Consider the following 21,399-nt stretch of genomic DNA (forward strand, 5'->3'; position numbering starts at 1 on the left):
TACCGGCAGCCCGTCACCGAGTACGAGGCCGCGCTCGAGGAGTGAACCTCTGCTGCCCGTTCGAGCCTGCCGCGGAATCAGCCGCAGAGTCAAGGCCGGAACCCCTGAGTTGACCATGTCGGGCATGATTGCCGGATGCGATCTCTGCCCGAGAAGACTCTGGAGCACTGGACCGGCTTGTACTTAGCGTCGCGCTTCCCTCGCGCAGACCAATGGTGGCCGAGCGTCGGCGAGGATGTCGAGGTTTCATTGCGGTCTCATATAACCGAGCCAGGCAAACTTATTCTCCTTGAGTCAAGGTACCCGAATGGACCGGCAAGAGTCACCGATTAAAGATCAAAACGACACAGCTGACCACTTATGTGTCCCGACGCTTGCCGGTTTTTTATGTACTGCCCCTTCCTCGCTGGGACAACCCTCTACGATCCAGCAGTTTGCCGACATCGAGCACTCCACCGGCAGGATGGTGGCGTAGACGAGCATCTCCCAATTGGTTTGACGATTGGACGGTTGTGCTATCTGCCGCAGAGGTGATGGATCGAATGCCGTCCCCCAGCGTCGACCACTTTGTTCTTTACGATGTGCCATCAAACTGCCCTTTAAATGCCCATAAGAATCTCCGAAAGGCGATGCCCTGACAGCATTTCTGGGCCACAGTGCAGGCCTGCGGACCAACCAACTCGGAGCGCTGGATCATCAGGGCTTCCGACTCCGTTGCTTCTCGCATGACTGTCTCGAGCTTGCTTGACAGTGACACGAGGATTTATTTCGATGACGTGGAACCAGGAGAAGGATTGATCATCGGCGAGGATGATAATCTATGTATTCTCCGTATCAACGAGGCGGCACTTGCGCTGCCCCATTATCCTTGACTCCACCCAGAAGTGCAGGAAGCGGGCAATAGTCAGCATTTGTATAAGGGCAGCACTTCCGGAAGGGCGACCCTCAGTACCAAAATCTGGATCGCACTGTCGCCAAGGTCTACACGGTCGCCGACCAGGCCGATGTCTGACCAACGGGTTGCAACGGCGCGGGTTTCAGCCGTGGCAGCAGCCACTGGACGATCATCTCTTTCGTGTCGATGAGGTCGATCAGCTCGTAAGCAGACTGGTCGGAGCCCACGGACGCTCCGCAGAAGGGTGCCCAGTCCTCCTCCGCCGCTAGCGACTCCGCATCGAGCGCGCAATCCTTGAGCAACGCCTCACAGACCCGCATAGGCTCGCGCACCTTGACCGTGTTGACCCACTCGATCAGGACATCGGTCGCCATTTATGTTGCCGCGGCGGGCGGAAACGCGCAGCCCGTCCGTCATGAGGGCTCGGACCTGCTCGTGGTCGCGTGGGTCGACGGTGCAGAACCCCGGCGGGACGAGCGACGCCCATCGTGCGCGTGCAGCGGGAAAGAGCGTGCGGTCGACGGTGCTGAAGCCGACCCGGTGGAGATCGTCGTCGGTGCAGATGACGGCAAGGCAAGGGTCGTAGAGGAGCCCGACCGGTTCGATCTAACCGGAGGCACGCCCTGGCATGAGCAGGTCGACTTGATCAGGGCGGACGTCCATGGTCGACAAGAGCTTTAGCACGTCCGAGCCGAACGTTCCATGTGGGTCCATTCCAGGCCGATGCCCACGGTCGACCTGCCACACCTGCCGTTTACACCCGAATCTCGTCCGATCGTCGACGTCGTCGCCATCGAGGAGCAGCACACCGAACGGGCCTGCATTAGCCCTGATCGAGAGCCCTTCGAGGCGGATCGACGCGTAGCCACCCTGGTCGGCCGCTACCGCGACTACCTGTAGTCCCAGGGCCACCCGGTTAGGAGCCTGCGCGCCCTCCCACTTGGCAACTCGAGGCCGCTCAACAGCGACCTCTGGGACGAGACCACAGGAGAACTCGTCGAGGCGAAATGCACCGTCAACCGCGACCGCCTCCGGCAGTCCGCTGGTCAACTGCTCGACTACGGCCAATTCGCCGACGCCAAGAACCACGCCGTCCTGCTGCCCTCCAGGCCGCGCGGAGATCTCCTCGCCTACCTCGTCGCCGGACTCTCCGCCATCTACCCGAACCGAGACGCCTGAGGAAGGGTCGACCCGTGCTGCCAGTGGCAGACCTGCCAGATGAGCACCGCGACGTTGAGCGCGTCGTGTTGTCGAGGTCGACGCTTATGCGTACTTCGAGCAGGACTGGTAGCGGCACCCCATCGTGTGCGATCTGACCTTGACCACGGGGACGTAGCGGCGGCCGTTCATCAGGGCATAGCGGCCCCGTCCGGCTCGTCGTCTTGATCGGCGAGGTGTCGACCACGTTCGAACACCACTCACTGCCAGAGGACTGCGAGGTAGGCGAACACCCGCCCGGCCGGATGCCGCGACGGTGTCCAGCGTTTTCTGTATCAACTCGGAGAACTCGTCATCAGGGCATCGCAGCTGCTGACAATATTCGAGATTGTATTGCAGAGTTCACACAGGCCGTCCTCCGACTCAGTCTCGCCCGGTTCGGTAAACAACTGCACTAGTTCGTCGGACATCGCGCTCCCGGCCGAAGCTGCGAAGGCTCTTATCATACTCGACCCCTCCCGGTCGTCTGCACCGGCGCGCGTCCTCGTAAACTGATCTGATGCATACATACGAAGAACTACTGACCAGAGCCAGGGCCGTCGTCGACCTTCTTGATGCTAGGTGGCCCGTCAAGGACGATATTGTCAATGTTGACGCCAATACAGCCGACGAGGATAACAATAGCGCCTGGGCTATCTATGAAATTGATGCGACGACTTATCTGGGTATCGAACGAAATGATGATAGACTCGGGATACTCTGCCTATTCTTACACGACGAAGGGTGGCAGATTGACATGCACATAGAGGAGGACGCTGTAGAACTCCCCTTGCAGCCGCACTTCCCGGTAGATGCGGATCCCGAGTCTGTGGCCGATTATGTGAGACTTGCTCTCGATTTTGCCGAACCGACTCTGCGCAATTAAATCAAATCGGTTTGCAGTGGCACTCGCATTGAATTCAAGAGCCAACCTGCGAGCGGTGCACCGCAGACGGGTTAGTTGTACGACTGGCAATCCGTGCCTGACGCACGAGCGGCCACAACTTGGACGTTACGGGCGCCATCTATCTACGCGTTTGATCCTGCAGCAATGGCATAACGCGGGACCGAATGGGAGCGGTAGGACGCCCGTCGCGCTCTTCACACCCCAGAAGCCGCACGATGTAGGCTTCGGGTAGCCGCCGCATGAGAAGCAGGTCGGCCAGGTCGGCGGCGTCTTCGGACGTCGTTCTTCACCCGGCGGTATGCAAACCCCTTCACCCCCAGCGGGTGCGCCAGGTGGGCCTGCGCGCCGGCGGCCTGCAGCATGTCGACCCGGGGCACCCCTTCGCGATGCTGTCCGCAGAGCCGGCTACGGCTGGGTGACGACACACGTGTTCCACAAGACCGCAATCATCGTTCTGGATCATGTAGGGCTGACAGCACTGGCCATCGCCGGCCACAGCGGTCATTTGCGACCCTCGATCACGCAGGACGTCTACATGGGCAGGCGGGCAGACGGGCGGCAGGCCGCCGATGCACTCGACGCGGCCATGGGTTCGATGCTTCCGCAGAGTTGTGGGCGGCTAAAGGGTGGCGGTGATCGTGAGCATGAGCCAGCCCAAGGCTCTGACCAGCATTATTAGTGGGGCGGGTGGGGCTCGAACCCACGACCTGACGGATTCGGACGAGGGGCTTCGACCGTCCGCGGCCGATCGTCGATACTGTCTTCTACCTGCGCAGACGCGGTGAACTTCGCCTCAGCTGTCGGTGGTGAACAGCGACGGTCTACCGACGTTTGAGGTGAGTAAAGGGTGGCTGCATTGTCCCCGCGGCGCCGGTGCCCCCTCGCTCCCAAAGCCTCGACGAAGTGTGTGAAGCGGTGTGGCCAGCGCGTGACCGGGGTTTTGGCAGTCAGATGCTCCTGGGGAGTGGCCGCGTCTGAAATCTGTTGCTACTCGACTGCTAGATGCGTGCGCTGGGACAGCACTCTGCCCGACCCCAGCACTTGAGCCCCTAGTCGGTTTCTTCACGCTCCTGCAAGGATCGCTCGGTGGCCGCTAGCAGGATGTCAACATCTTTCCCTATCTCGGCTCCAATAGTTGGTTGCCCATGACCGGCCTTAACACACTTTTGTAGAATCGCATACAATTCTTTCGGGTCGCGTTCGGTCTCCCATTTTTCAAACGCTGATACGAGGTCTTGGACACTTGGCACTGTGGGAGTGACGAGAAAGCCGACCCTGCGCGTCATTGTATTGACCGCCCTTCGGCATTCTGGGTCCGAATAGACCTCCTCCATTCGCTCGTCGCGGAGTAGATCCCGTAGTTGATTCAGGGTGGTCGACCGATGGAAGCCGAGCAACTCCTCATCGGTTACATCTGCATCGATTTCCATCCGATCTACGAATTCGCGGACTTCCTTGAGTCCTTTCAGTATTGCCTCCGCGGCTGGCTTTCGCTCGGCGCAACGTTGAACACGTTCGGCACACTCTCGGAGAGAGCGCTCGGACTGCTCTTTTCGTCGGTGGAGCTCGATTGGCACAATGACGGACGCGATAAGCGCTACGACGGCGACTACAACTCCAGCGACAGTCCAATCCACCGGAGCATCATCCCGTACCCTGTCCCCTTGGTGGAACTTTGGCACTGCCGTGCTGTTAACTGCTAGACTCAGTCGGGCTGTTCGCTATCTGACCCACTTCTCTGCCCGGGCCAGCACTTTGCCCTGCGTCCGCCTGGGGTGAGGCCGGTCCAGACCCCCGCTGCTATCAGCTCTTGCCGTCAACACGAGGCGGCCGGCTTAGCCCCGAGTCCTGCCTGTAAGTCGGCTGGCCAGTCAACCCGCCGAACGCGCGCCTGGTACCAGCTTGAGCGAGCCTCATGATGATACAGCCGGGTCTAGGCCGTCACTGCTTCTAGCTCCAGGTTGCTGCGAATCCCTCGTGTCGCGGCCTGCGAAATCTCCGTCCCAGCTCGACGCTAGAGCATTTAATTCATCCGCAGCATCGAGTTCGCCATATTGAGCAAGCGCATTGCCCAGAAATGTAAGCAACATCTTCTTTCCCGCCGGATCGAGATCGCCCGCAAATTTGAGCAACACTGACGCCGTCCTGAACCAGGGTTCCACGGATCGTTCGTGCTCCATGACGCCCTCGACCAGCTTCGCTAGATGATCAGAAGTCTCCGATCCGATCAAATTTGGATGATTCATAGCCCAATACGCCATAGCAGTGCCGGAGTTTTCAAGAACAAGTTTTCTAAATTGCTCCGCCCGGTCCAATTGAATATCTTGCAGCTCTCTTGCACGCCTCTCCTCTGACACTTTTCGCTCATGCATTTGCGCCTGCTCGAGTGCTTTAGCATCCACAGAGAGAAGTACATCAGCGGTCTTAATACGCACCTCTCCGCCGAGGTCATTCCGCATACGTCCCAGCACTGCACGAGTTTCTTGCTGAGCGGCATCTAGCGCACTAATTGGCCGTCGCTCACAGATTCGGGCAACTACCTGACCTAATGTCCAACTTGCGACGTCACGCGGATTTCTCTGCCGACGCGCCGACACTAGAGGAACAAACCGAACATAAAACTCAGCGTCGAATTTATAGCTTGGCTCGATACTAGTAAGCCGAAGTGAAAATCGAAACTCCTCGGATCTCCGCCACATACCTAGCGTTCCGCGCCAGAGGATATCCCGAAGTCGGGTCTAGCGGCGTCGCTCACGTTACGACTCCAGACTCAACCCCAGGCGTCGGCGCCGTGGGAAGAAGGGCTCGCAGTGCATATCGCGAAAGGCTATCAACCGCACGGAAGTGAATTGATGCTTTAAGTTCGGCAAGGGCACCTGCTCCGCCATGACCCTGGTCCGAAGGCGGGTGTTCGTAGAGCAAGCGGGTGAGATGAGTGGCGCGCATCGCAGCACCGTGCATCATCTGATTTTCTCCGCGCACCGCAGCGACAAGCACGTCAGAAATAATATCCCGTTGGATCTCTGCAAGTAGCGCATCATTGAGCCATAGCGACAATACCCGGCGCGCACTGCTTTCGAGTGCAAAGCCTGGGGCGGCGACGTCGAGCACGGTACCCCAGCCAAGCTCCGCCAGACCACGATGAACCGCTGAACTCATCGCCTCGGCGAACAAATTAGACCGACCATCCTCCCTAGTGTAGCCAGCGAGGCTGAGGAAGGCTGACGCACCCGCTTTACGACGAAGTGCCCGACTTCCGGGCTCACACCATTGTTGCACAGTTGAAAGTATCCGGCCCCGCAATTGCTCCGATGCCCAAAGATTAGCGATAGACTCAATTACAGCGCGCACAACTACTTCGTGAGTACTCTCGGCAAGATTTGCCAGACGCAATAGTGCTGCGGTAGGACGAACACGAGCGTACTGGCCGCCGCAGACCTTCGCTAGTACTAGCTGTACTTCCTTTTCCCCAGAACGCGCCCAATTCAGCGTTTGGTCCGTCATGGCTCGCGCAAGGTCGCCTTCTAGTGTTGCCGCCAAGATAAGATCCGCAGCAGCATCATGAAGGTCCGACATCGTTGACCAGCTCAGAACGACTTCCCGCACGTCCTTTATTGAGCGCTGTCGGACCGCGGACCTCAGTATGTAGTGTGCAGCACGTGAAGCTATCTCACGCGGCTCCTCTCGATTTAATGGCAGAGTTGCCAGCCATTTCACGAAGTCTTTGCGCAGATGCTGACGATCGAGCCAAAAGTAATCAATTGCTGCCGCAGCATAATCTGGTTTGCGGAATTGCACACGATCCGCGCCGTCCAGATCCGCATCGATGATATCCGTGAGCTCGATAATTCCGGGCCCTTGTTGCCCGGCTGCCTCCGGGTCCGGCTCCCCCAGCTTAGTCGCGACGTCGAGAGCCGCTTCGAATACATTTCCGACCGGTTGCCCCTCAAGTACCGCAGCTGCGAGAAGAAAGTTTCGATGGCGGCTATCAATTTGTGGTTGACGGTGCCATTTCGACAGGTTATCTCGCCAGCTGCTTCGCATCTCAATGAGCATGTCTCGCCGCTGGGTTATTATCTCGGCTTCGGAGTCGAGAGATACAGATGATTCCGCGTCAAGCTCGGCCGAATGCACCTGGACTATCGCCTCGAACCACTGCACCGCTTCGGTCGGCGTTGCACTTAGTAGCCGCGATTGCACCCGAGCGTCATCTAGATAGACCGCAGGGTCGATACCGAGAGGGTTATCATTCTCCGTTAGTCGCTTGCGGATTATTCCGATTGGATCCGGACGCCTGATTCCTTGCATTAGATCATCGGCGCCCGAGATCCATTCACCCCGTGCACCGATTACAACAAGGAAGGAGTCGGCCAGCTTTAGACCGTCACACTCGCTCTTGATTCTACGCCCTACCGCAGTGGGTATATCGGTGTCACGGCGAAGATCTAGCAACCATGCTGTTTCTCGCTCACCCAGCAACGCACTTATGCTGACAGGGTCGCCAGGCTCGCGGTCGACCTCTCGGATACGCCGCGCTCCGGCTATCGTGCTAATTAAATAGACGGCCGCGTGGTGAAGGCCGACGCTCGGCCCGCCTTCAAGGATTACGACATTATGCCGATCCAATATCTCCTTGGCGCGATGAGTATCTTGCGATTCGACAAAGAGGCGCCCCATCGCCCGAACATATTCCGGGCTCAGGTCGTGATGTTCGATCAAGCGTCGGACATTCTCTGTCACACTGATGTTCTGCACGACACCGGCAACGAACCCGGTGTTATTCGCGACGTGCTGTTCAGTGCGAATCATGGCATGCCGAAGCAATTCTGAACTGTCGATCACATTCTTCTCCGATACTCACTCACCGACAGTATCTGCCTGAATTCCGATTAGCCATCCGCCCTCCTGGACATGGCCAGAGCCCTGAATGACATGCCCAGATTTAACCTGCTTGCCGGCAATTCCAGTCACCCTACCCGTAACGATATCTACGCTTTGCTCAACCGCTACACCAGTACGTGCACGGTTTTCACCCTGGAAGGTGATGTGCTGCCCGTAAACGAGTTCAAGTGAGTGGCGCAGCTCTCCCAGCAAAGCTCTGAGGTCGGAATCGCCAGGATCGATGCGGTCTGGATTACGCTCATACACGCTCAGTGCTCCGGCCAGCTCCCGCAACCGCCCGAGTTCCGCCTCGATGGCCTCGGGTCGCGGCGCGATCGGCCGCCACTCGCCTTCTAAGACGGCGGGGCTGTCTACCGCCGTCTCGTCGTCGGCTACCTTGGCCCCTCGTCGGTCAAGTGCGTGTCCCAGCCGGTCCAGCATGAACTTGAAGGCCTCCATCAACGCCTCGCCGCCGAGCTCAGGGAAGTTCAGGATGTCCACCGCCGGCCTCGCTCCGTTCGCGTCCTTCGTGCCTGTGGGTCCTGACCGTCGATGTCTGCTACCTCCCGGGCACAGAGGCTGCTTCCTCGTGATCGGCCAGGTCATGATCGCCCTCGACGCTTAGGGTCGCCGCCGGGTCGCAGATCGTTACGAGATGCAGTGCGGGGTCCCGTCTCACTACTCTCAGGAGGATCAGTCGGCAGTGCGACCGCTTCCGGTCTTCTACCGCACCTCTCCTACGGATCGATCTCGCACCTGCGCCATCGCCGCGGTCCTGGCCTGCACTTGGCGTGAGCGGGCGGTGTCAACCCGGAACCCCCGATCCCGCTGCTGGGCCACGCTCCCGACCTGCCGGATCCTGCTCGTTGTTACCACCGGCGGGATCGGGGCGCGCAGCGGGGTTGACGTCGTTCGGGCACGCTAAGACGATCTGCGGCCAGCGGGGATGACCCTCCCCGTCTCAACTTCCCCTTGCCGGCGCATGGCCGGCGGCCCTCAGGCGCGCGGCCGCCCGGGAGCGAAGCGGGAGGTAGCGGTCGCGCATGCCGTCCGGCGCAGTCCGGCCCGTCCCCGGCAGGGGACGGCTTGAAGACGTATAGAAAGTTCTCACCACCCGCTACGTACCTGCTACGTGCCCACCTCTGCGCTGCGCGCCCTGCGTCCGGATACCACGCCCGGTTTGTGCTCAGCTGCATTGTTAGCCCGCTGGTAGACTTCGTGAGTGACCGGCTCTTCTCAGCCAGAGGCTCACCGAACTGTCCGCCATGGTGAGCGGACGATTTATGACGATGAGTGGATTCGACTTACGCTGGTCGACATTGAACCTCCGGATGGTCGACGTTTCGAGCACCACGTCGTGCATATGAAGCCCGTCGCGATAGCCGTGCTGGTCAACGAGAACGACGAGGTGTTGATGCTTCGTCGTCACCGCTTCGCTGTCGATGAGTGGGGATACGAGCTACTCGGCGGCCTTGTGGAGCCAGGGGAGTCTCCGGCTGCGACTGCGGCACGGGAGGCCAGGGAAGAGAGCGGCTGGCAACCGCACGGTGAACCGGAACACCTGATCGATTTCCAGCCGATACCCGGGATGGTGAACGAGCGTATCGACATCTTCCTGTGGCGGTCGTTCGAGAAGATCGGGGAGCCGACAGACGCCGAGGAAGCCGGCGAGATGCGATGGGTACCCCTCGCCGACGTCCCTCGCCTCATCGCCGATCGTGACGTCCTGGGTGCTGGGACGCTTGTCGCGCTCCTCCAGCTGCTGGCTGTCAGCCGTGGGATCGAGTTCAGGCCGTCTTCCGCATGACGACCTCGATGCGCTTGAGCTGACGGACCGACCCCGTCTGCCTCGCCAACGTTCGCGCCTGCTGCGCATGACGTAGCGACGCAGCACGGTCACCGCGCATCGCCAGTGACTGGGCGATATCGCAATGCAGGGATGCTGCCGCTCGAACGAAGGTGCTGGGCGTGCCCTCCAGCGCAACCAGCAATGACTCCAGGGCGGTGGAGTCGCCAAGTTTGGCCAGGACGTTGCCTCGCCATCGCTCCAGATGCCATTCGTCGAGCGAGACATACGGTGTCTCGGCGTTGTCCGTGTCGCTGGGTAGCGTCTTCGTCGCAGCATCCAGAGCCGCTCGGCATTTCAGCCCGTCGCCGAGCGCCGCATGGACCTCGGCTTCAGCTGCGTGCAACCACGCGCGGAGCAGCTGCGGGACACGAGTTCCCGCGACGTCACGTGCTGCCTCGATCAGCTGGAGCGCATCGGCCGGCCGGTCAAGGTCGAGCAGCCCGTAGGCCTGCTCCCCCATCGCATGTGCGAGCAGCTGCGGTTGCTCGGATTCCAGCCCTGCCGTCCGGGCGAGGTTGTGCAGTTGCCAGGCTCCCTGCACCTGTCCCGCGTTGAGTACCTGCCAGGCATTCAACGCTGCCGCGTCGGACAGCACCGCCGCCAGCGCGCTGCGGATCCCACCGGCAAAGACGTGCGCCATCAGGTCCTGCACGGTGTTGACCAGGTGACGGGTCGGCTCGATGACAGCCGGAGAGCCCAGCTGGCGATCGAGCGCCCTAAGCCCGTCCACCTGCCGCTGAAGATCCTCGACCGTGGCCGGCGTGACTGCCGATGCTTGGGACAGCATCGCGCCCAGGTCCACGGCAGGAGCCAGAGCTACCGCCGGCTGGTCGTCGGGGAAGCCGAGCTCGTCCGCGGTGCGCCCGAACAGGTCGCACAGCAACGGCTTGTAATGCCCGGGCTTCCGCCGCCCGCGCTCCATGTCCGAGATCATCTGCCGCAGACTCGCGCGACTCACGCTGAGCGCTGCCCCACGGCTCTCGGCCAACCGCAACAGACGGATCGCTGTCTGCTCCAGCGTCCACCCTTGAGCGTCGCGTGCATCCCGAAGCGCGGATGTCATAGCGTCGATCCCCCCGCGTGACGATTCCGTACTGCTCATTATGCCTGGTCAACCGTGTAAACGACACCGTAAACGCGAACTTGTTTACAACCGTGAATTTACGCCGCTGCTTCCCCTTGATGTCCTAGATGAGCACGCCCGTCCGGGCGCGCATCACCTGCAAGTTGATCCGCAAGGGGAGCACAGCAGTCATGGATCTCATCATTGACACGTCCGCGACGAAGTTTCAGGTGAGCGGTGAGTTCGAGCCGCGTCTGGACAAGGACCGTGTGCAGCGTCGGGACAAGAGTGGTGGTACGAACCTGCCTCTGTGGGCCGTGAAGCTCGTGGCCTGGACTGACGGGGACGCGGAGACGATTCTGGTCACGGTGGCGATCGCTGATCCGCCCAGGATGAGCCAGGGTCAGTTCGTGTCGGTCGACCGTCTGCAGGCGATGCCGTGGGTGCAGAACGGCAACTCTCGGGTGGCGTTTCGTGCCAATTCCGTTGTTCCGCTGCCGAACGGGGCTCCGGCCCCGAAGCCGGCCAACTAGCCGCGACCAGCCCGATTCAATTCGGAGAGAGGTAGGTCGTGATGGTCGAGACCAACGGCAACGCCGTGGTGATTCCGGAGCAGTCGATTGTGCGGGAGCCGTATCGGCCCCCGGCCAGCACCGACAAGGTGCGGGAGACGATCTGGCGCTCGTTGAGCGGGATCGTGTCTGAGTCGCTGTATCAGGCCGGCAACTTCGTCGAGCTGGCGCAGGACTACGACCGCGACAAGGGGACGGCAGTCCGCTACGGGCACCTGGTCGATGCGACCGAGTGCCTGGAGATCGCGATGACCCATCTGGGTCAGCTCAAGTCGGCGGTGTCCTACCGCCTGAGGATCGAGGACGAGCAGAACACCGGCACGCCCGGCTTCTGATCCTCGACCCGCTGAGTAGCAGGGGTGGACACGGGACCGCCCGGTTCACAGGCCGTTTTGTGCGGCCCCGCGTCCACCTCTGTGCATCTCACCACAACCGTTTGAGTGTGAGAGGAACCCCACGTCATGGCACGCACTCGTACCCACGGCCGCACTCGGGGCCGACTGGGCTTCGGTCGCCGTTCCGGCCGCACCACCCCCGGCATGGGGGCGGTCGAGTTCTTCACCCGACCCGAACAGAACGTCGTCCTGCAGGTTCTCGGGTTCATCGTCCGCATCCGTGCGGAACTGCTGGTTGCCACCATCATCGTGGTGGTCTTCGTCCAGCTCCGGGACCTGTTCACCCCGGATGACCCCGCCTCCGCCGGAGGCGTCGACACCACCGACCCCACAAGCGTCACCGACGGCTCTGGGTCTCTGGATGGTGGCTCGTGGGCCGTCATCACGATGGTGGCGTTAGCGCTGCTGACGCTGGCCATTCCGGTCTCTCGCCGGTATCTGGTTCGCCGAGGGTGGTGTGTAACCACACGGCACCGGATGCGGTCCTGCTTTGCGCAGACCCGCACGATGACCCACCACGGCCGTATGCCGTTTCTGTGGTGGTCCCGGCCCTCCCCCGTGGGGGAACGGGTCCGAGTGTGGCTTCCGGCCGGCTTGTCGGTCAAGGACCTCGAACGCGTCACCGCCGAACTCGCTACCGCTTGCTGGGCCCGGGAGGTCCGCGTCACCGGCTCCCGTAGCCAAGCCGCCTCCGTGGTGGTCGAGGTGGTCCGCCGCGACCCGCTCGCCTCGAGCACCGTGCTCACACCTGCCGTCATCAACGACCTCGACACCGACAAGGTCGACGGCGACGACAACGAGGGCGTGATCACGCCCCTCCCGGACCGGGCCAGCCTCCGACCCGTTCCACCTGCGGACCCGCACTCAGCACCTGCTGCCGGCGGTCCCCGCTCTACCCGCAAGACGCCGGCCACCGTGCCAGCACGCACCAACGGCGCCAGCACGAGTGGCACCCCTGATGACTCCGATGACCCGGTGACCGGGTTCGGAGGGGTGGACGTCAGCGACTACGTCTGACCACCGCTGATGTGTCCACATGCGACGAAGGACGGATGCGAGATCCACTGCGCCGGTTACCCGGTCTGCGCTCGCATCCCCCTCGCCGCACCAACCCTGAGGAGAACCACCACGACACAAGGAACCGATCAACGATGACCAGCAACCACCGCCGCACGCGCACTCGCCGCCCCGGCTCACCCGCACGCCCTACCCGTTCGATCTATGACCCGATCCACTTCGGGATCGACGAGAACGGCATCCCGGTCGAGGTGACCCTGATGTACCGCAACCTGCTCTGCGGTGGGGAACCCGGCTCCGGCAAGTCCTCCCTGCTGAACACGATCATCGCCCACGCCGCACTCAGCACGGACTGCCGGTTGTGGCTGCTCGACGGGAAGATCGTCGAACTCGGGCTCTGGCGCCCGGTCGCCGACATCTTCGTCGGCAACACCATCGCTCACGCTCTCGAACGCCTGCGGGAGCTGCAGGCTGAGATGGACATCCGCTACCGGCTGCTCGACGCCGCCGGACGCCGCAAGATCCTGCGCACCGACGGCCTGGACGTCATCTTGTGCGTCATCGACGAACTCGCCTACTACTCGGTCACCATCGGCTCCAAGGACGAGCAGGACGAGTTCCGCAACCTCGTGCGTGACCTCGTCGCCCGGGGACGGGCCGCCGGCATCATCGTCATCGCCGCCACCCAACGCCCCTCCGCCGACATCATCCCCACCAGCCTGCGGGACTTGTTCGGGTTCCGCGTCGCCTTCCGCTGCACCACCGACTCCAGCTCCGACATTGTGCTGTCGGTCGGCTGGGCCAAAGAGGGTTACTCCGCCCGCACTATCCGACCCGAAGACCTCGGGGTCGGCTGGTTACTCGCCGAAGGCGGCATCCCGCGCCGGTTCAAAGCGGCTTATCTGAATGACGCGCAGATCCGCGCGATCATCGCTGCCGCGCAGATGATCCGGCAGAACGAGTCCGATTCCGGACCCGCCGCATAACCCAGTTCATCCCTGCACTACCCGGATCGGAATAGCCGCCGCTATTCCGTGCACAGGAGGAGTCTGCCCCATGAACGCCAAACACCTCACCATCACCGCGGCCGCCCTCAGCACGCTGGTCGTGCTCGGAGTCGCATCCTCCGCCTCACCGGAGTTCAAGCACCACGCCACCACCGTCTGCGTCGTCCTGCTCGGACTGATCAGCCTCTCGGGGATCGCCGCCGCCCTGGTCCTGGGACGCACCGAACCCAACCCGAAGGCGCCCGCTGAGCGGGCCTCTGCCGCTCGCACCACCACCCGCAGCGGTCAGTACATCGGGGCCCACCGGTGAGCGCCCCGACCGTCAAGCCCGGCTTGACACCCCACGGACGCACACACATGGGTCCAGGTCAACGGCCCCGACGGCGTCGGAGCGTGGTGGAGAACGACGACTACGCCGCCTTCACCCGCCGCATCCTCGCCGCCCACGGCCGCCGCATCGCCCGCCGCGACATCGAAGGACTCACCACCCTCGCCGCACTCGCCGACGACATCGACCACGCCTTGACCACTGCGGTCACCGGGCTCCGAGAGGCCGGCTACTCCTGGGCCGAGATCGGCGAACGCCTCGGCATCTCCCGCCAAGCCGCCCAGCAACGATTCGGAGTGAACCGATGAGCATCCAGCGCGTGAACTGCTTCGTCGTCACCTGCGACATGTGCCGCACCATCTTCGATGAGGCCGGCGACCACGTCATCCATTTCGACACCGACCTTGAAGCGGCCGATTACGTTGCCGACTACGGCTGGGCCATCACCGCCACCGGTAGCCCGATCTGCAACCGCTGTGCGGTCGCCCTGCTCTGCCACCGTGACGAGCACGCATTCAGCGACTGGATTCCCTGCTACTGCCGGGGACGCATCCCGGATCACGCCCTGTTCGGGTGCGGGCTGTTCCGCTACTGCCACCGAGACGGCTGCGAACACACCGACACCACCACCCTCGCGCACCTACCGACAACAGATGAGCCATCCATCGGTTGTTGACGGCGACTCCTCCCCCCGGCCCACCTCCGCCCCATCGGCAGTGAGGGATTCCGGGGGAAGGCGTGACCGCCAACCACCACCCACGACGGGAGACCTGCGATGACCACCACGACGCTCGACCACCCCACCACCACCGTCCCGAACGCTCGGACCGAACCGGTGTTCCTGCGTGCGGAGGGCTACACCCTCACCGCCCGCCAGCTCGTGTTCGCCCTCGCCGCGCACCTGGCCCGCTACGGCGACACCCTCCACGTCACCGTCGTCGACCCGCTCCATGCAGTCGATGCCCACATGCGGTTCGACGGCGGAGACCTCACCAGTTGGACCGCATCCCGCACACCCGCCGACGTCGCCACCGTCCTGGCCCGCGCCGAGCAGATCGCCCGCGACTACTTCGGCAGCGACTTCCCGGCCATCCCCTGGTAGCCGCCCATGACGACGACGGATCTCTCCCTGCATGAACGCAAGCTGCTGCGCCGAGCCGGCTCCCCCGACCTCGGCCGCTGGCTCGCCCACACCGCCCCCACCCGCGGCTGCGTCCGACCCGTCCGGCTGACCGGCTCGGTCCACACGGTCGAACAGTCCACCGGCGCCATCCTGCAAACCCGCCACACCACCGACATGCCCGACGGCGTCCTCTACGTCCCCTGCGGCGATCGCCGCGCCTCGGTCTGCCCACCCTGTGCCGAGACCTACCGCGCCGACACCTACCAACTCATCAAAGCCGGCCTCGTCGGCGGCAAAGGCATCCCCGACTCCGTCGGCGGCCACCCGGCGGTGTTCGCCACCCTCACCGCCCCGTCCTTCGGACCGGTCCACACCCGCGTGGTCAACCCCCGCACCGGGAAGATCCGACCCTGCCGCATGCGCCGCGACCTCACACCCTGCCCCCACGGCAAGTTGTTGGCCTGCACGCAGCGGCACACCGAGAACGCCCCGTGCCTCGGACGGCCGATCTGCCTGGACTGCTACGACCACGCCCACCACGTCGTCTGGAACGGCTGGGCCGGCGAACTCTGGCGCCGCACCACCATCACCCTCACCCGCGCACTCCGACCCCTCGAACGCACCCACGGCGTCAAGCTCCGGGTCTCCTACGGCAAGGTCGCCGAATACCAACGCCGCGGCGTCGTGCACTTCCACGCCCTCATCCGCCTCGACCGCCTCGACCCCGACGACCGCGATGCCATACTCGCCCCACCCGCCGCCATTTCGGCTGCTGATCTCGCCGAGCTCGTCGCCGGCGCCATCACCGCCACCGGCTTCCAGACACCCGAGTACGCCGACACCGGCCACACCTGGCCCATGCAGTGGGGCTCCCAGCTCGACGTCCGCCCGGTGAACAATCTCGGTACCGGTGAACTCACCTCCGAAGCGGTCGCCGCCTACCTGGCGAAGTACGCGACCAAAGCCACCGAGGCCACCGGCCTGCCCGTCACCGGCCGGATGACCGGCGAAGCCGCCGAGCACTACAGCGACCCGAACAGCCACCTCGGCCGCCTGGTCGCCTACGCCTGGCAACTCGGCACCCGCCCGCAGGACTGGGATACCGACGAACTCAAAGCCGAGTGGCACGACACCTACGGCCGGCTCCGCCGCTGGACCCACATGCTCGGCTTCGGCGGCCACTTCGCCACCAAGAGCCGGCGCTACTCCACGACCCACAAGGTCCTGCGCGCGGCACGGCGTGTTTGGCACCGGACCCAGCGCACTGACTGGCGCTACCGCCACGGAGAGGCCGGCCACCTCGAGGACGACGACACGACGCTGATCGTCTGCGACCTGACCTTGGCCGGGATCGGCTGGAACACCACCGGTGATGCCCAGCTCGCTGCCGACGCCGCAGCACGTGCTCGCGAGCACCACCAGCTCACCAAGCAGGAACGCACCACCGCTTGATCAGCTTTGTCCACTACTGACGAGAGGAATTGATGTGCTGACGAAGGAACGGCTTTGGAGTGTGCGCGACGTGTCGGAGTACCTCGGCGTACCGGTGCAGACGCTCTACACCTGGCGGTCGCAGGGGTACGGGCCAGCGGGGAAGCGGGTTGGCCGCTACGTGCGATATCGGCCAGAGGACGTCCGTCGTTGGTTCGAGTCACTTCAAGACTGAGCGATGGGACGACCACCGCTGCCCATCGGCACCTACGGCCAGATCGTGACGCGACAGGTCGGAGGCAGCTGGACGGCACGGGCCCGCTTCCGCGACAACGACGGTCGCACCCGGCTCGTCGAGCGACGTGGAAGCTCAAAGGCAGCTGCAGTACGCGGGCTGAAGCAGGCAATGCGTGATCGGGCAGGCCCTGCTTCGGGAACCGTCACCGGCGATACCCGCATCAAGGTCATCGCCGAGCTATACCTCACCGAGGTCCAGCGCCGCCGACGCGGCACGACCTACGACACGTACGCACTCCACATGCGCAACCACGTGCTCCCGGCCTTCGGCGAGATGCGTGCTCGGGAGGTCACGGTTGCTCGGGTGGACGCCTTCCTCCGGAGCTGCGAGGAGCGCTTGAAGCCGAACACCGTGCGGAGCATTCGAACCGTCGTCTCGGGAGTCCTGGCTTACGCCGCTCGCCTTGGGGCAATTCCTACGAACCCAACTCGCGATGCCGCCCCCGTCGAGGGTCGAATGAAGGAGATCCGCGCCCTCACCGCAGATGAACGCAGGGAACTGCTGCAAAAGTTGGACTCCGACGACGTAGCAGAAAGCCACGATATCCCGGACCTCGTGGTGTTCCTACTCGCGACTGGTTGCAGGATCGGCGAAGCCATTGCAGCACGTGTCGGAGCGGTGAACTGGATGGACGGAACGATCGCCATCGAAGCGAATCTGGTACGGATTCGAAACGTCGGGCTTGTCCGCCACACAGGAAAAACGTTCTCCGCGCGCCGAGTCCTGCCGCTGCCTGAATTCCTTCTGGCTCTCATGGCCGAACGGGGTTTGCAACAGGCCGATCCCGAAGCGTTGATCTTCCCGAACACCGAAGGAGGGTTTCGCGACCCCCACAACACCGGCGCGCGACTTCGCGATGCGGTGAGGCGAGCTGGCTACGGGTGGGTGACCTCGCACGTGTTCCGCAAGACTGCGATCACGGTGCTCGACCAGGCTGGGCTCAGTGCACGAGCGATCGCTGGCCACAGCGGTCACTCCCGGCCGTCGATCACCCAGGACGTGTACATGGACCGACGCGCTGAGGGGCGGCAGGCCGCGGATGCCCTGGACGCCGCGATGGGTTTGTTGCGAAACCGGGTTTCCGGTGAGTAAGCGGTGAGCGTGATCTTGAAGTGGACCGGGGCCAACCGCCCTACCTGCGAAGACAGTGGGGCGGGTGGGGCTCGAACCCACGACCTGACGGATTATGAGTCCGCTGCTCTGACCAACTGAGCTACCGCCCCGTACAGGCGAGGTTAGCGCGTGGCTACCTGGGCTGGTCACATCTGCCCCCGGGACACGCATGGCCCGGCGGCGATCCGCGAGCACGACGGCCCAGCGCTGCGTCTACTCGCATGCTCCGCTACGACACCGCAACGCTCGCCGTTCGGTAGGTGTCACCGGGCATCGGCCGCCGCAGCCGCCAGGTGATGGCGATCGGTCGCTCGCCCCGGTGCTCAACGTGATCGCCTTGGCCGAGGCAGAGGAAGGGTGCGGGGCCGAGGTCGTCGGTGGGCGTCTCCCTCACGAACAGCGCGACGTGTGTGCCCTGCTCCTGGTGGTGGAGGTAGCGCTGCCCCACCGCCGAGGCCACCGTCGTGCTGTTCTGCGACTCCCAATGGAAGAGGTCGGGGCTGATCGCGTAGTCGCGGTACATCGTCGTGGGCGAGAAGTCGCGTTCGGTCTTGCGGAGGTTGACCAGCAGCGCGTCGGTCCTCGCTTCCGGCGCCCAGGCGACGCCCTGCGCGTGCCCGTGCGCCTTCCGGGACATCGACGCCCAGTCGAGCGCGGCGAGGATCTCCTCACGGCGGTAGTGGGCGTGGCTGAGGAGCGGTACGTGCTGCAGCCCCTCGCCGAGGCTCCGCGGAACGTGACGGGCGCGGTCGAGGCCGAGGGCGACCAGCTCGCGGATCTCGGCGCAGACGGCCGGGTGCTGGCGCAGGTGGTCGAGGCCGGCCTGGTAGGAGGGGTGGCCGCCGCGGTCGGGCCACAGCAGGAAGAACAGCATGCGCGCCAGGCGCTGGTCGCGCTCCGTGAGGCTCGCGTACGTCGGACCGCTCGGCTCCGCGAGGCGCGCATATACGTCGGCGCGTTCCGGATCGTCGACGTGAGCGAAGGCGACGGCCCGCTTCAGGAGGTCCGTCTCGTCGGGGCCGGCTGGCAGCGTCGGCAAGCCCGCCTCGCGGCGCAGCGCCGTCCACGAGCCGGACTGCTTGTAGATGTCGGGGAGCTCACGCCCGGACTCGTCGAGGTACTGGGCGAGCGAACGGTCGCCGTGCGAACGGATGTCGCTGATGAGGTCACGTCGGGTCAATCGCAGCTGCTGACGCACGTTGTCCAGGACGATGCGCTGCGCCACTCGGTCGAGGACGAGCTGGGAACCGGACGGGAGGAACGGGAAGCCGCGCTCGATGTCGCTGATCAAGGCCTTGCGGCTGCTGCCAGTCAGCGCCCGGTATCGGACGTCGAAGCGGAACTCGCGCCGATGCTGGCCGATGAAGTCGAGGGCGGTCAGCACCGCCTTGCCGGGCGCGCGGCGCAGGCCGCGGCCGAGCTGCTGGAGAAAGACCGTTGCGCTCTGGGTTGGGCGCAGGAACAGGACCGTGTCGACCTGAGGAAGGTCGAGTCCCTCGTTGAACAGGTCCGCGGCGAAGAGGCAGTTGACCTCCAAGCTGGAGAGCTTCCGCAGTGCATCGGCCCGGTCGGCCGAAGCCGTGTCACCCGAGACGGCAAGGCTCGGGATGCCGGCACGCGTGAACACCTCCGCCATGTAGCGCGCGTGGCCAACAGACACGCAGAAGCCCAACGCTCGCATGCGTCGGACATCAGTGACCTTGTCCGTTGTCTCGCGGACCACCTTCGCCGCGCGCGCATCGTTGCCGGTGTAGATCTTGTCGAGCGCGCCGACGTCGTACGCGCCGCGCTTCCACTCGATGCCCTGGAGATCGACATCATCGGCCACGCCGAAGTAGTGGAACGGCACCAAAAGATCCGCGCTCAGCGCATCCCAGAGCCTCAGCTCGTACGCCGTCCGCCCGCCGAACTGCTCGCGGACGTCAATGCCGTCGCCGCGCTCCGGGGTTGCCGTCAACCCAAGGAGTTCTCGAGGCTTGAGGTGGTCGAGCAAGCGTCGGTAGGTCGCTGCCTGCGCGTGGTGGAACTCGTCGACGACCACCACGTCGAAGTGATCAGACGGAAGCCGCTCCGCGCCGTACGCCGCCAGGGACTGCACGCTCGCAAACACGTGATCCCAACGCTCCGGCCGCTCGCCCCCGACGTAGGTCTCGCCAAAAGCTCCGTCGGCGAGCACCTCGCGGTAGGTGCGCCGCGCCTGTTCCAGGATCTCTCGTCGGTGCGCGACGAACAGCAGCCGGTCGCCCGGCAGAACCTTGCGAAGCCGTGCGTAGTCGAGTGCCGCAACCACAGTCTTCCCCGTGCCGGTTGCCGCGATGACGAGGTTTCGGTGGCGGTCGTGAACCGTCCGCTCGGTCTCGAGTGCCTCCAGGATCGCGTCCTGATGTGGGTACGGCCGGACCTCTAGGCCGGAGACGAGCGATCCCGTAGTGGTGAACCGGTCGCGGCCCAGCGCTTGGCGCAGCCGCTCCGCGTCCTCGGCGTTTTCAGGGTCGTAGTCGACGAAGGACGGGTTCGCCCAATAGCTGTCGAACGTGCCAGCGAACTTTCGCAGCAGGTCTGGCGTAGCAACTGACGAGAGCCGCACGTTCCACTCGAGCCCGTCGACCAACGCGGAGCGCGAGAGGTTGCTGCTCCCGACGAACGCCGTGTCGAAGCCCGAGTTGCGGTGAAACAGCCAGGCCTTGGCGTGCAGGCGGGTCGACTGGCTCTCGTAGCTGATCTTGACCTTCGCCCCGAATCGGCGCACGAGCGCATCGACAGCACGTTGTTCGGTGGCCCCGACATAGGTCGTGGTGATCACCCGGAAGAGAATGCCGCGCCGCTGGAGCAGGTCGAGCTGCTCCTCGAGTACACGAATCCCGTGCCAGCGGATGAACGCGCAGAGCAGATCGACTCGATCCGCAGAGCCGAGCTCGGCTCGGAGCTCGGCGCCAAGCGACGGTTCTTCCGGAGCGTTCGTGAGTAGCGCTGCCGATGACAGCGGCGTGACCGGGCGCTCCAGCTTGTGCACGCCCGGCGCCGTCTCCCGAGTGAGCACCACCAACTGCTCGGCGACGTCTACAAGCTGCTCGTCGGACGCAGCCACGCGCATCAGGAGTTCGTTGACGAGCGCTACGCGTCGCGCCGGATCCCCTTCCGCAGTCAGCGCCCGTTCCACCGCGGTCGCGACGTGCCGCGCGAGCACATGGGGCTCGTCCGCGTTCTCGAGCGTCGCGAAGCGCGGCGTGAGGTCCGTGAGCTGGTCGAGAGCCTCGTTCAGCCGGGCGGTCCGCAGGGACTCATACACACCCTCGGGGAGCGATTGCGTCAACGCGGTGAGC

Annotated in this window: 21 protein-coding genes and 1 tRNA gene; 15 read left to right on the plus strand and 7 right to left on the minus strand. The window is 63.8% G+C overall.

Going from position 1 to position 21,399, the window contains the following annotated elements:
* Positions 1 to 981: 981 nt before the first annotated feature.
* Entirely contained in the window at positions 982 to 1,269 is a 288-nt protein-coding gene (locus ABD743_RS02065; protein ID WP_344718169.1) for a hypothetical protein, read from the minus strand.
* Positions 1,270 to 1,618: 349 nt separating this feature from the next.
* Here ABD743_RS02065 and ABD743_RS02070 point away from each other — a divergent pair, with 349 nt between their 5' ends.
* From ABD743_RS02070 to ABD743_RS02080, 3 genes are all read left to right on the plus strand, one after another.
* Positions 1,619 to 1,795 carry a hypothetical protein gene (locus ABD743_RS02070; RefSeq protein ID WP_344718171.1) on the plus strand — a complete coding sequence of 59 codons (177 nt, stop codon included), beginning with the start codon at positions 1,619 to 1,621 and terminating at the stop codon, positions 1,793 to 1,795.
* An 817-nt stretch (positions 1,796 to 2,612) separates the two neighbouring features.
* Positions 2,613 to 2,978 (plus strand): hypothetical protein, encoded by a 366-nt coding sequence (locus tag ABD743_RS02075; RefSeq protein WP_344718174.1) that lies wholly within the window; start codon positions 2,613 to 2,615, stop codon positions 2,976 to 2,978.
* Between the two features lie 1,403 nt (positions 2,979 to 4,381).
* The gene (locus tag ABD743_RS02080; RefSeq protein ID WP_344718177.1) at positions 4,382 to 4,702 is read left to right on the plus strand and encodes a hypothetical protein; all 321 of its coding nucleotides are present in this window, start codon (positions 4,382 to 4,384) and stop codon (positions 4,700 to 4,702) included.
* 210 nt (positions 4,703 to 4,912) lie between these two features.
* On the opposite strand, the gene ABD743_RS02085 is transcribed toward ABD743_RS02080, so the two are convergent.
* The 3 genes from ABD743_RS02085 to ABD743_RS02095 form a co-directional block, all read right to left on the minus strand.
* Positions 4,913 to 5,470 (minus strand): hypothetical protein, encoded by a 558-nt coding sequence (locus tag ABD743_RS02085; protein ID WP_344718179.1) that lies wholly within the window; start codon positions 5,468 to 5,470, stop codon positions 4,913 to 4,915.
* 280 nt (positions 5,471 to 5,750) lie between these two features.
* Positions 5,751 to 7,841 carry a hypothetical protein gene (locus ABD743_RS02090; RefSeq protein ID WP_344718181.1) on the minus strand — a complete coding sequence of 697 codons (2,091 nt, stop codon included), beginning with the start codon at positions 7,839 to 7,841 and terminating at the stop codon, positions 5,751 to 5,753.
* 15 nt (positions 7,842 to 7,856) lie between these two features.
* The gene (locus ABD743_RS02095) at positions 7,857 to 8,381 is read right to left on the minus strand and encodes a hypothetical protein (RefSeq protein ID WP_344718183.1); all 525 of its coding nucleotides are present in this window, start codon (positions 8,379 to 8,381) and stop codon (positions 7,857 to 7,859) included.
* Between the two features lie 721 nt (positions 8,382 to 9,102).
* Between ABD743_RS02095 and ABD743_RS02100 the strand changes: the two genes are divergently transcribed.
* Positions 9,103 to 9,687, plus strand: coding sequence for an NUDIX domain-containing protein (locus ABD743_RS02100; RefSeq protein WP_344718185.1), 585 nt, complete (start codon positions 9,103 to 9,105; stop codon positions 9,685 to 9,687).
* Here ABD743_RS02100 and ABD743_RS02105 read toward each other — a convergent pair.
* Positions 9,668 to 10,663 carry an NsdA family TPR-like regulatory protein gene (locus ABD743_RS02105; protein WP_344718187.1) on the minus strand — a complete coding sequence of 332 codons (996 nt, stop codon included), beginning with the start codon at positions 10,661 to 10,663 and terminating at the stop codon, positions 9,668 to 9,670. The two genes, ABD743_RS02100 and ABD743_RS02105, sit on opposite strands and share 20 nt — an antisense overlap.
* Before the next feature lie 257 nt (positions 10,664 to 10,920).
* Between ABD743_RS02105 and ABD743_RS02110 the strand changes: the two genes are divergently transcribed.
* The 11 genes from ABD743_RS02110 to ABD743_RS02160 all read left to right on the plus strand — a co-directional run bounded on the left by ABD743_RS02110 (position 10,921) and on the right by ABD743_RS02160 (position 18,055).
* Positions 10,921 to 11,325, plus strand: a complete 405-nt coding sequence (locus ABD743_RS02110) for a hypothetical protein (protein WP_344718189.1) — start codon at positions 10,921 to 10,923, stop codon at positions 11,323 to 11,325.
* Positions 11,326 to 11,366: 41 nt separating this feature from the next.
* Positions 11,367 to 11,699 carry a hypothetical protein gene (locus ABD743_RS02115; RefSeq protein ID WP_344718191.1) on the plus strand — a complete coding sequence of 111 codons (333 nt, stop codon included), beginning with the start codon at positions 11,367 to 11,369 and terminating at the stop codon, positions 11,697 to 11,699.
* A gap of 126 nt (positions 11,700 to 11,825) precedes the next feature.
* Entirely contained in the window at positions 11,826 to 12,776 is a 951-nt protein-coding gene (locus tag ABD743_RS02120) for a hypothetical protein (protein ID WP_344718193.1), read from the plus strand.
* 134 nt (positions 12,777 to 12,910) lie between these two features.
* Complete coding sequence (locus ABD743_RS02125; RefSeq protein WP_344718195.1) at positions 12,911 to 13,762, plus strand: FtsK/SpoIIIE domain-containing protein; 852 nt, start codon at positions 12,911 to 12,913, stop codon at positions 13,760 to 13,762.
* Positions 13,763 to 13,832: 70 nt separating this feature from the next.
* Positions 13,833 to 14,093, plus strand: a complete 261-nt coding sequence (locus ABD743_RS02130) for a hypothetical protein (protein WP_344718197.1) — start codon at positions 13,833 to 13,835, stop codon at positions 14,091 to 14,093.
* An 83-nt stretch (positions 14,094 to 14,176) separates the two neighbouring features.
* Positions 14,177 to 14,419 carry a hypothetical protein gene (locus ABD743_RS02135; protein WP_344718199.1) on the plus strand — a complete coding sequence of 81 codons (243 nt, stop codon included), beginning with the start codon at positions 14,177 to 14,179 and terminating at the stop codon, positions 14,417 to 14,419.
* Positions 14,416 to 14,787, plus strand: coding sequence for a hypothetical protein (locus ABD743_RS02140; protein ID WP_344718201.1), 372 nt, complete (start codon positions 14,416 to 14,418; stop codon positions 14,785 to 14,787). Before ABD743_RS02135 ends, ABD743_RS02140 begins: the two co-directional genes overlap by 4 nt.
* 99 nt (positions 14,788 to 14,886) lie before the next feature.
* Complete coding sequence (locus ABD743_RS02145; RefSeq protein ID WP_344718202.1) at positions 14,887 to 15,213, plus strand: hypothetical protein; 327 nt, start codon at positions 14,887 to 14,889, stop codon at positions 15,211 to 15,213.
* A 6-nt stretch (positions 15,214 to 15,219) separates the two neighbouring features.
* The gene (locus ABD743_RS02150) at positions 15,220 to 16,686 is read left to right on the plus strand and encodes a replication initiator (RefSeq protein ID WP_344718204.1); all 1,467 of its coding nucleotides are present in this window, start codon (positions 15,220 to 15,222) and stop codon (positions 16,684 to 16,686) included.
* 34 nt (positions 16,687 to 16,720) lie between these two features.
* Positions 16,721 to 16,900, plus strand: a complete 180-nt coding sequence (locus tag ABD743_RS02155; RefSeq protein WP_344718206.1) for a helix-turn-helix transcriptional regulator — start codon at positions 16,721 to 16,723, stop codon at positions 16,898 to 16,900.
* 3 nt (positions 16,901 to 16,903) lie between these two features.
* Complete coding sequence (locus ABD743_RS02160; protein ID WP_344718208.1) at positions 16,904 to 18,055, plus strand: tyrosine-type recombinase/integrase; 1,152 nt, start codon at positions 16,904 to 16,906, stop codon at positions 18,053 to 18,055.
* Between the two features lie 56 nt (positions 18,056 to 18,111).
* Here ABD743_RS02160 and ABD743_RS02165 read toward each other — a convergent pair.
* A tRNA-Ile gene (locus tag ABD743_RS02165) sits at positions 18,112 to 18,186 on the minus strand.
* Positions 18,187 to 18,305: 119 nt separating this feature from the next.
* Positions 18,306 to 21,389 (minus strand): DEAD/DEAH box helicase, encoded by a 3,084-nt coding sequence (locus ABD743_RS02170; RefSeq protein WP_344718777.1) that lies wholly within the window; start codon positions 21,387 to 21,389, stop codon positions 18,306 to 18,308.
* Positions 21,390 to 21,399 lie beyond the last annotated feature (10 nt).

This window comes from Pseudonocardia yunnanensis, from assembly GCF_039534065.1.
GTDB lineage: Bacteria > Actinomycetota > Actinomycetes > Mycobacteriales > Pseudonocardiaceae > Pseudonocardia > Pseudonocardia yunnanensis.

Bases quoted from the DNA above. Each gene is read 5' to 3' on its own strand.
- ABD743_RS02065 (WP_344718169.1), bottom strand. From the start codon at position 1,269: ATGGCGACCGATGTCCTGATCGAGTGGGTCAACACGGTCAAGGTGCGC.
- ABD743_RS02070 (WP_344718171.1), top strand. From the start codon at position 1,619: ATGCCCACGGTCGACCTGCCACACCTGCCGTTTACACCCGAATCTCGT.
- ABD743_RS02075 (WP_344718174.1), top strand. From the start codon at position 2,613: ATGCATACATACGAAGAACTACTGACCAGAGCCAGGGCCGTCGTCGAC.
- ABD743_RS02080 (WP_344718177.1), top strand. From the start codon at position 4,382: ATGGAAGCCGAGCAACTCCTCATCGGTTACATCTGCATCGATTTCCAT.
- ABD743_RS02105 (WP_344718187.1), bottom strand. From the start codon at position 10,663: ATGATCTCGGACATGGAGCGCGGGCGGCGGAAGCCCGGGCATTACAAG.
- ABD743_RS02110 (WP_344718189.1), top strand. From the start codon at position 10,921: ATGAGCACGCCCGTCCGGGCGCGCATCACCTGCAAGTTGATCCGCAAG.
- ABD743_RS02115 (WP_344718191.1), top strand. From the start codon at position 11,367: ATGGTCGAGACCAACGGCAACGCCGTGGTGATTCCGGAGCAGTCGATT.
- ABD743_RS02120 (WP_344718193.1), top strand. From the start codon at position 11,826: ATGGCACGCACTCGTACCCACGGCCGCACTCGGGGCCGACTGGGCTTC.
- ABD743_RS02125 (WP_344718195.1), top strand. From the start codon at position 12,911: ATGACCAGCAACCACCGCCGCACGCGCACTCGCCGCCCCGGCTCACCC.
- ABD743_RS02130 (WP_344718197.1), top strand. From the start codon at position 13,833: ATGAACGCCAAACACCTCACCATCACCGCGGCCGCCCTCAGCACGCTG.
- ABD743_RS02140 (WP_344718201.1), top strand. From the start codon at position 14,416: ATGAGCATCCAGCGCGTGAACTGCTTCGTCGTCACCTGCGACATGTGC.
- ABD743_RS02145 (WP_344718202.1), top strand. From the start codon at position 14,887: ATGACCACCACGACGCTCGACCACCCCACCACCACCGTCCCGAACGCT.
- ABD743_RS02150 (WP_344718204.1), top strand. From the start codon at position 15,220: ATGACGACGACGGATCTCTCCCTGCATGAACGCAAGCTGCTGCGCCGA.
- ABD743_RS02160 (WP_344718208.1), top strand. From the start codon at position 16,904: ATGGGACGACCACCGCTGCCCATCGGCACCTACGGCCAGATCGTGACG.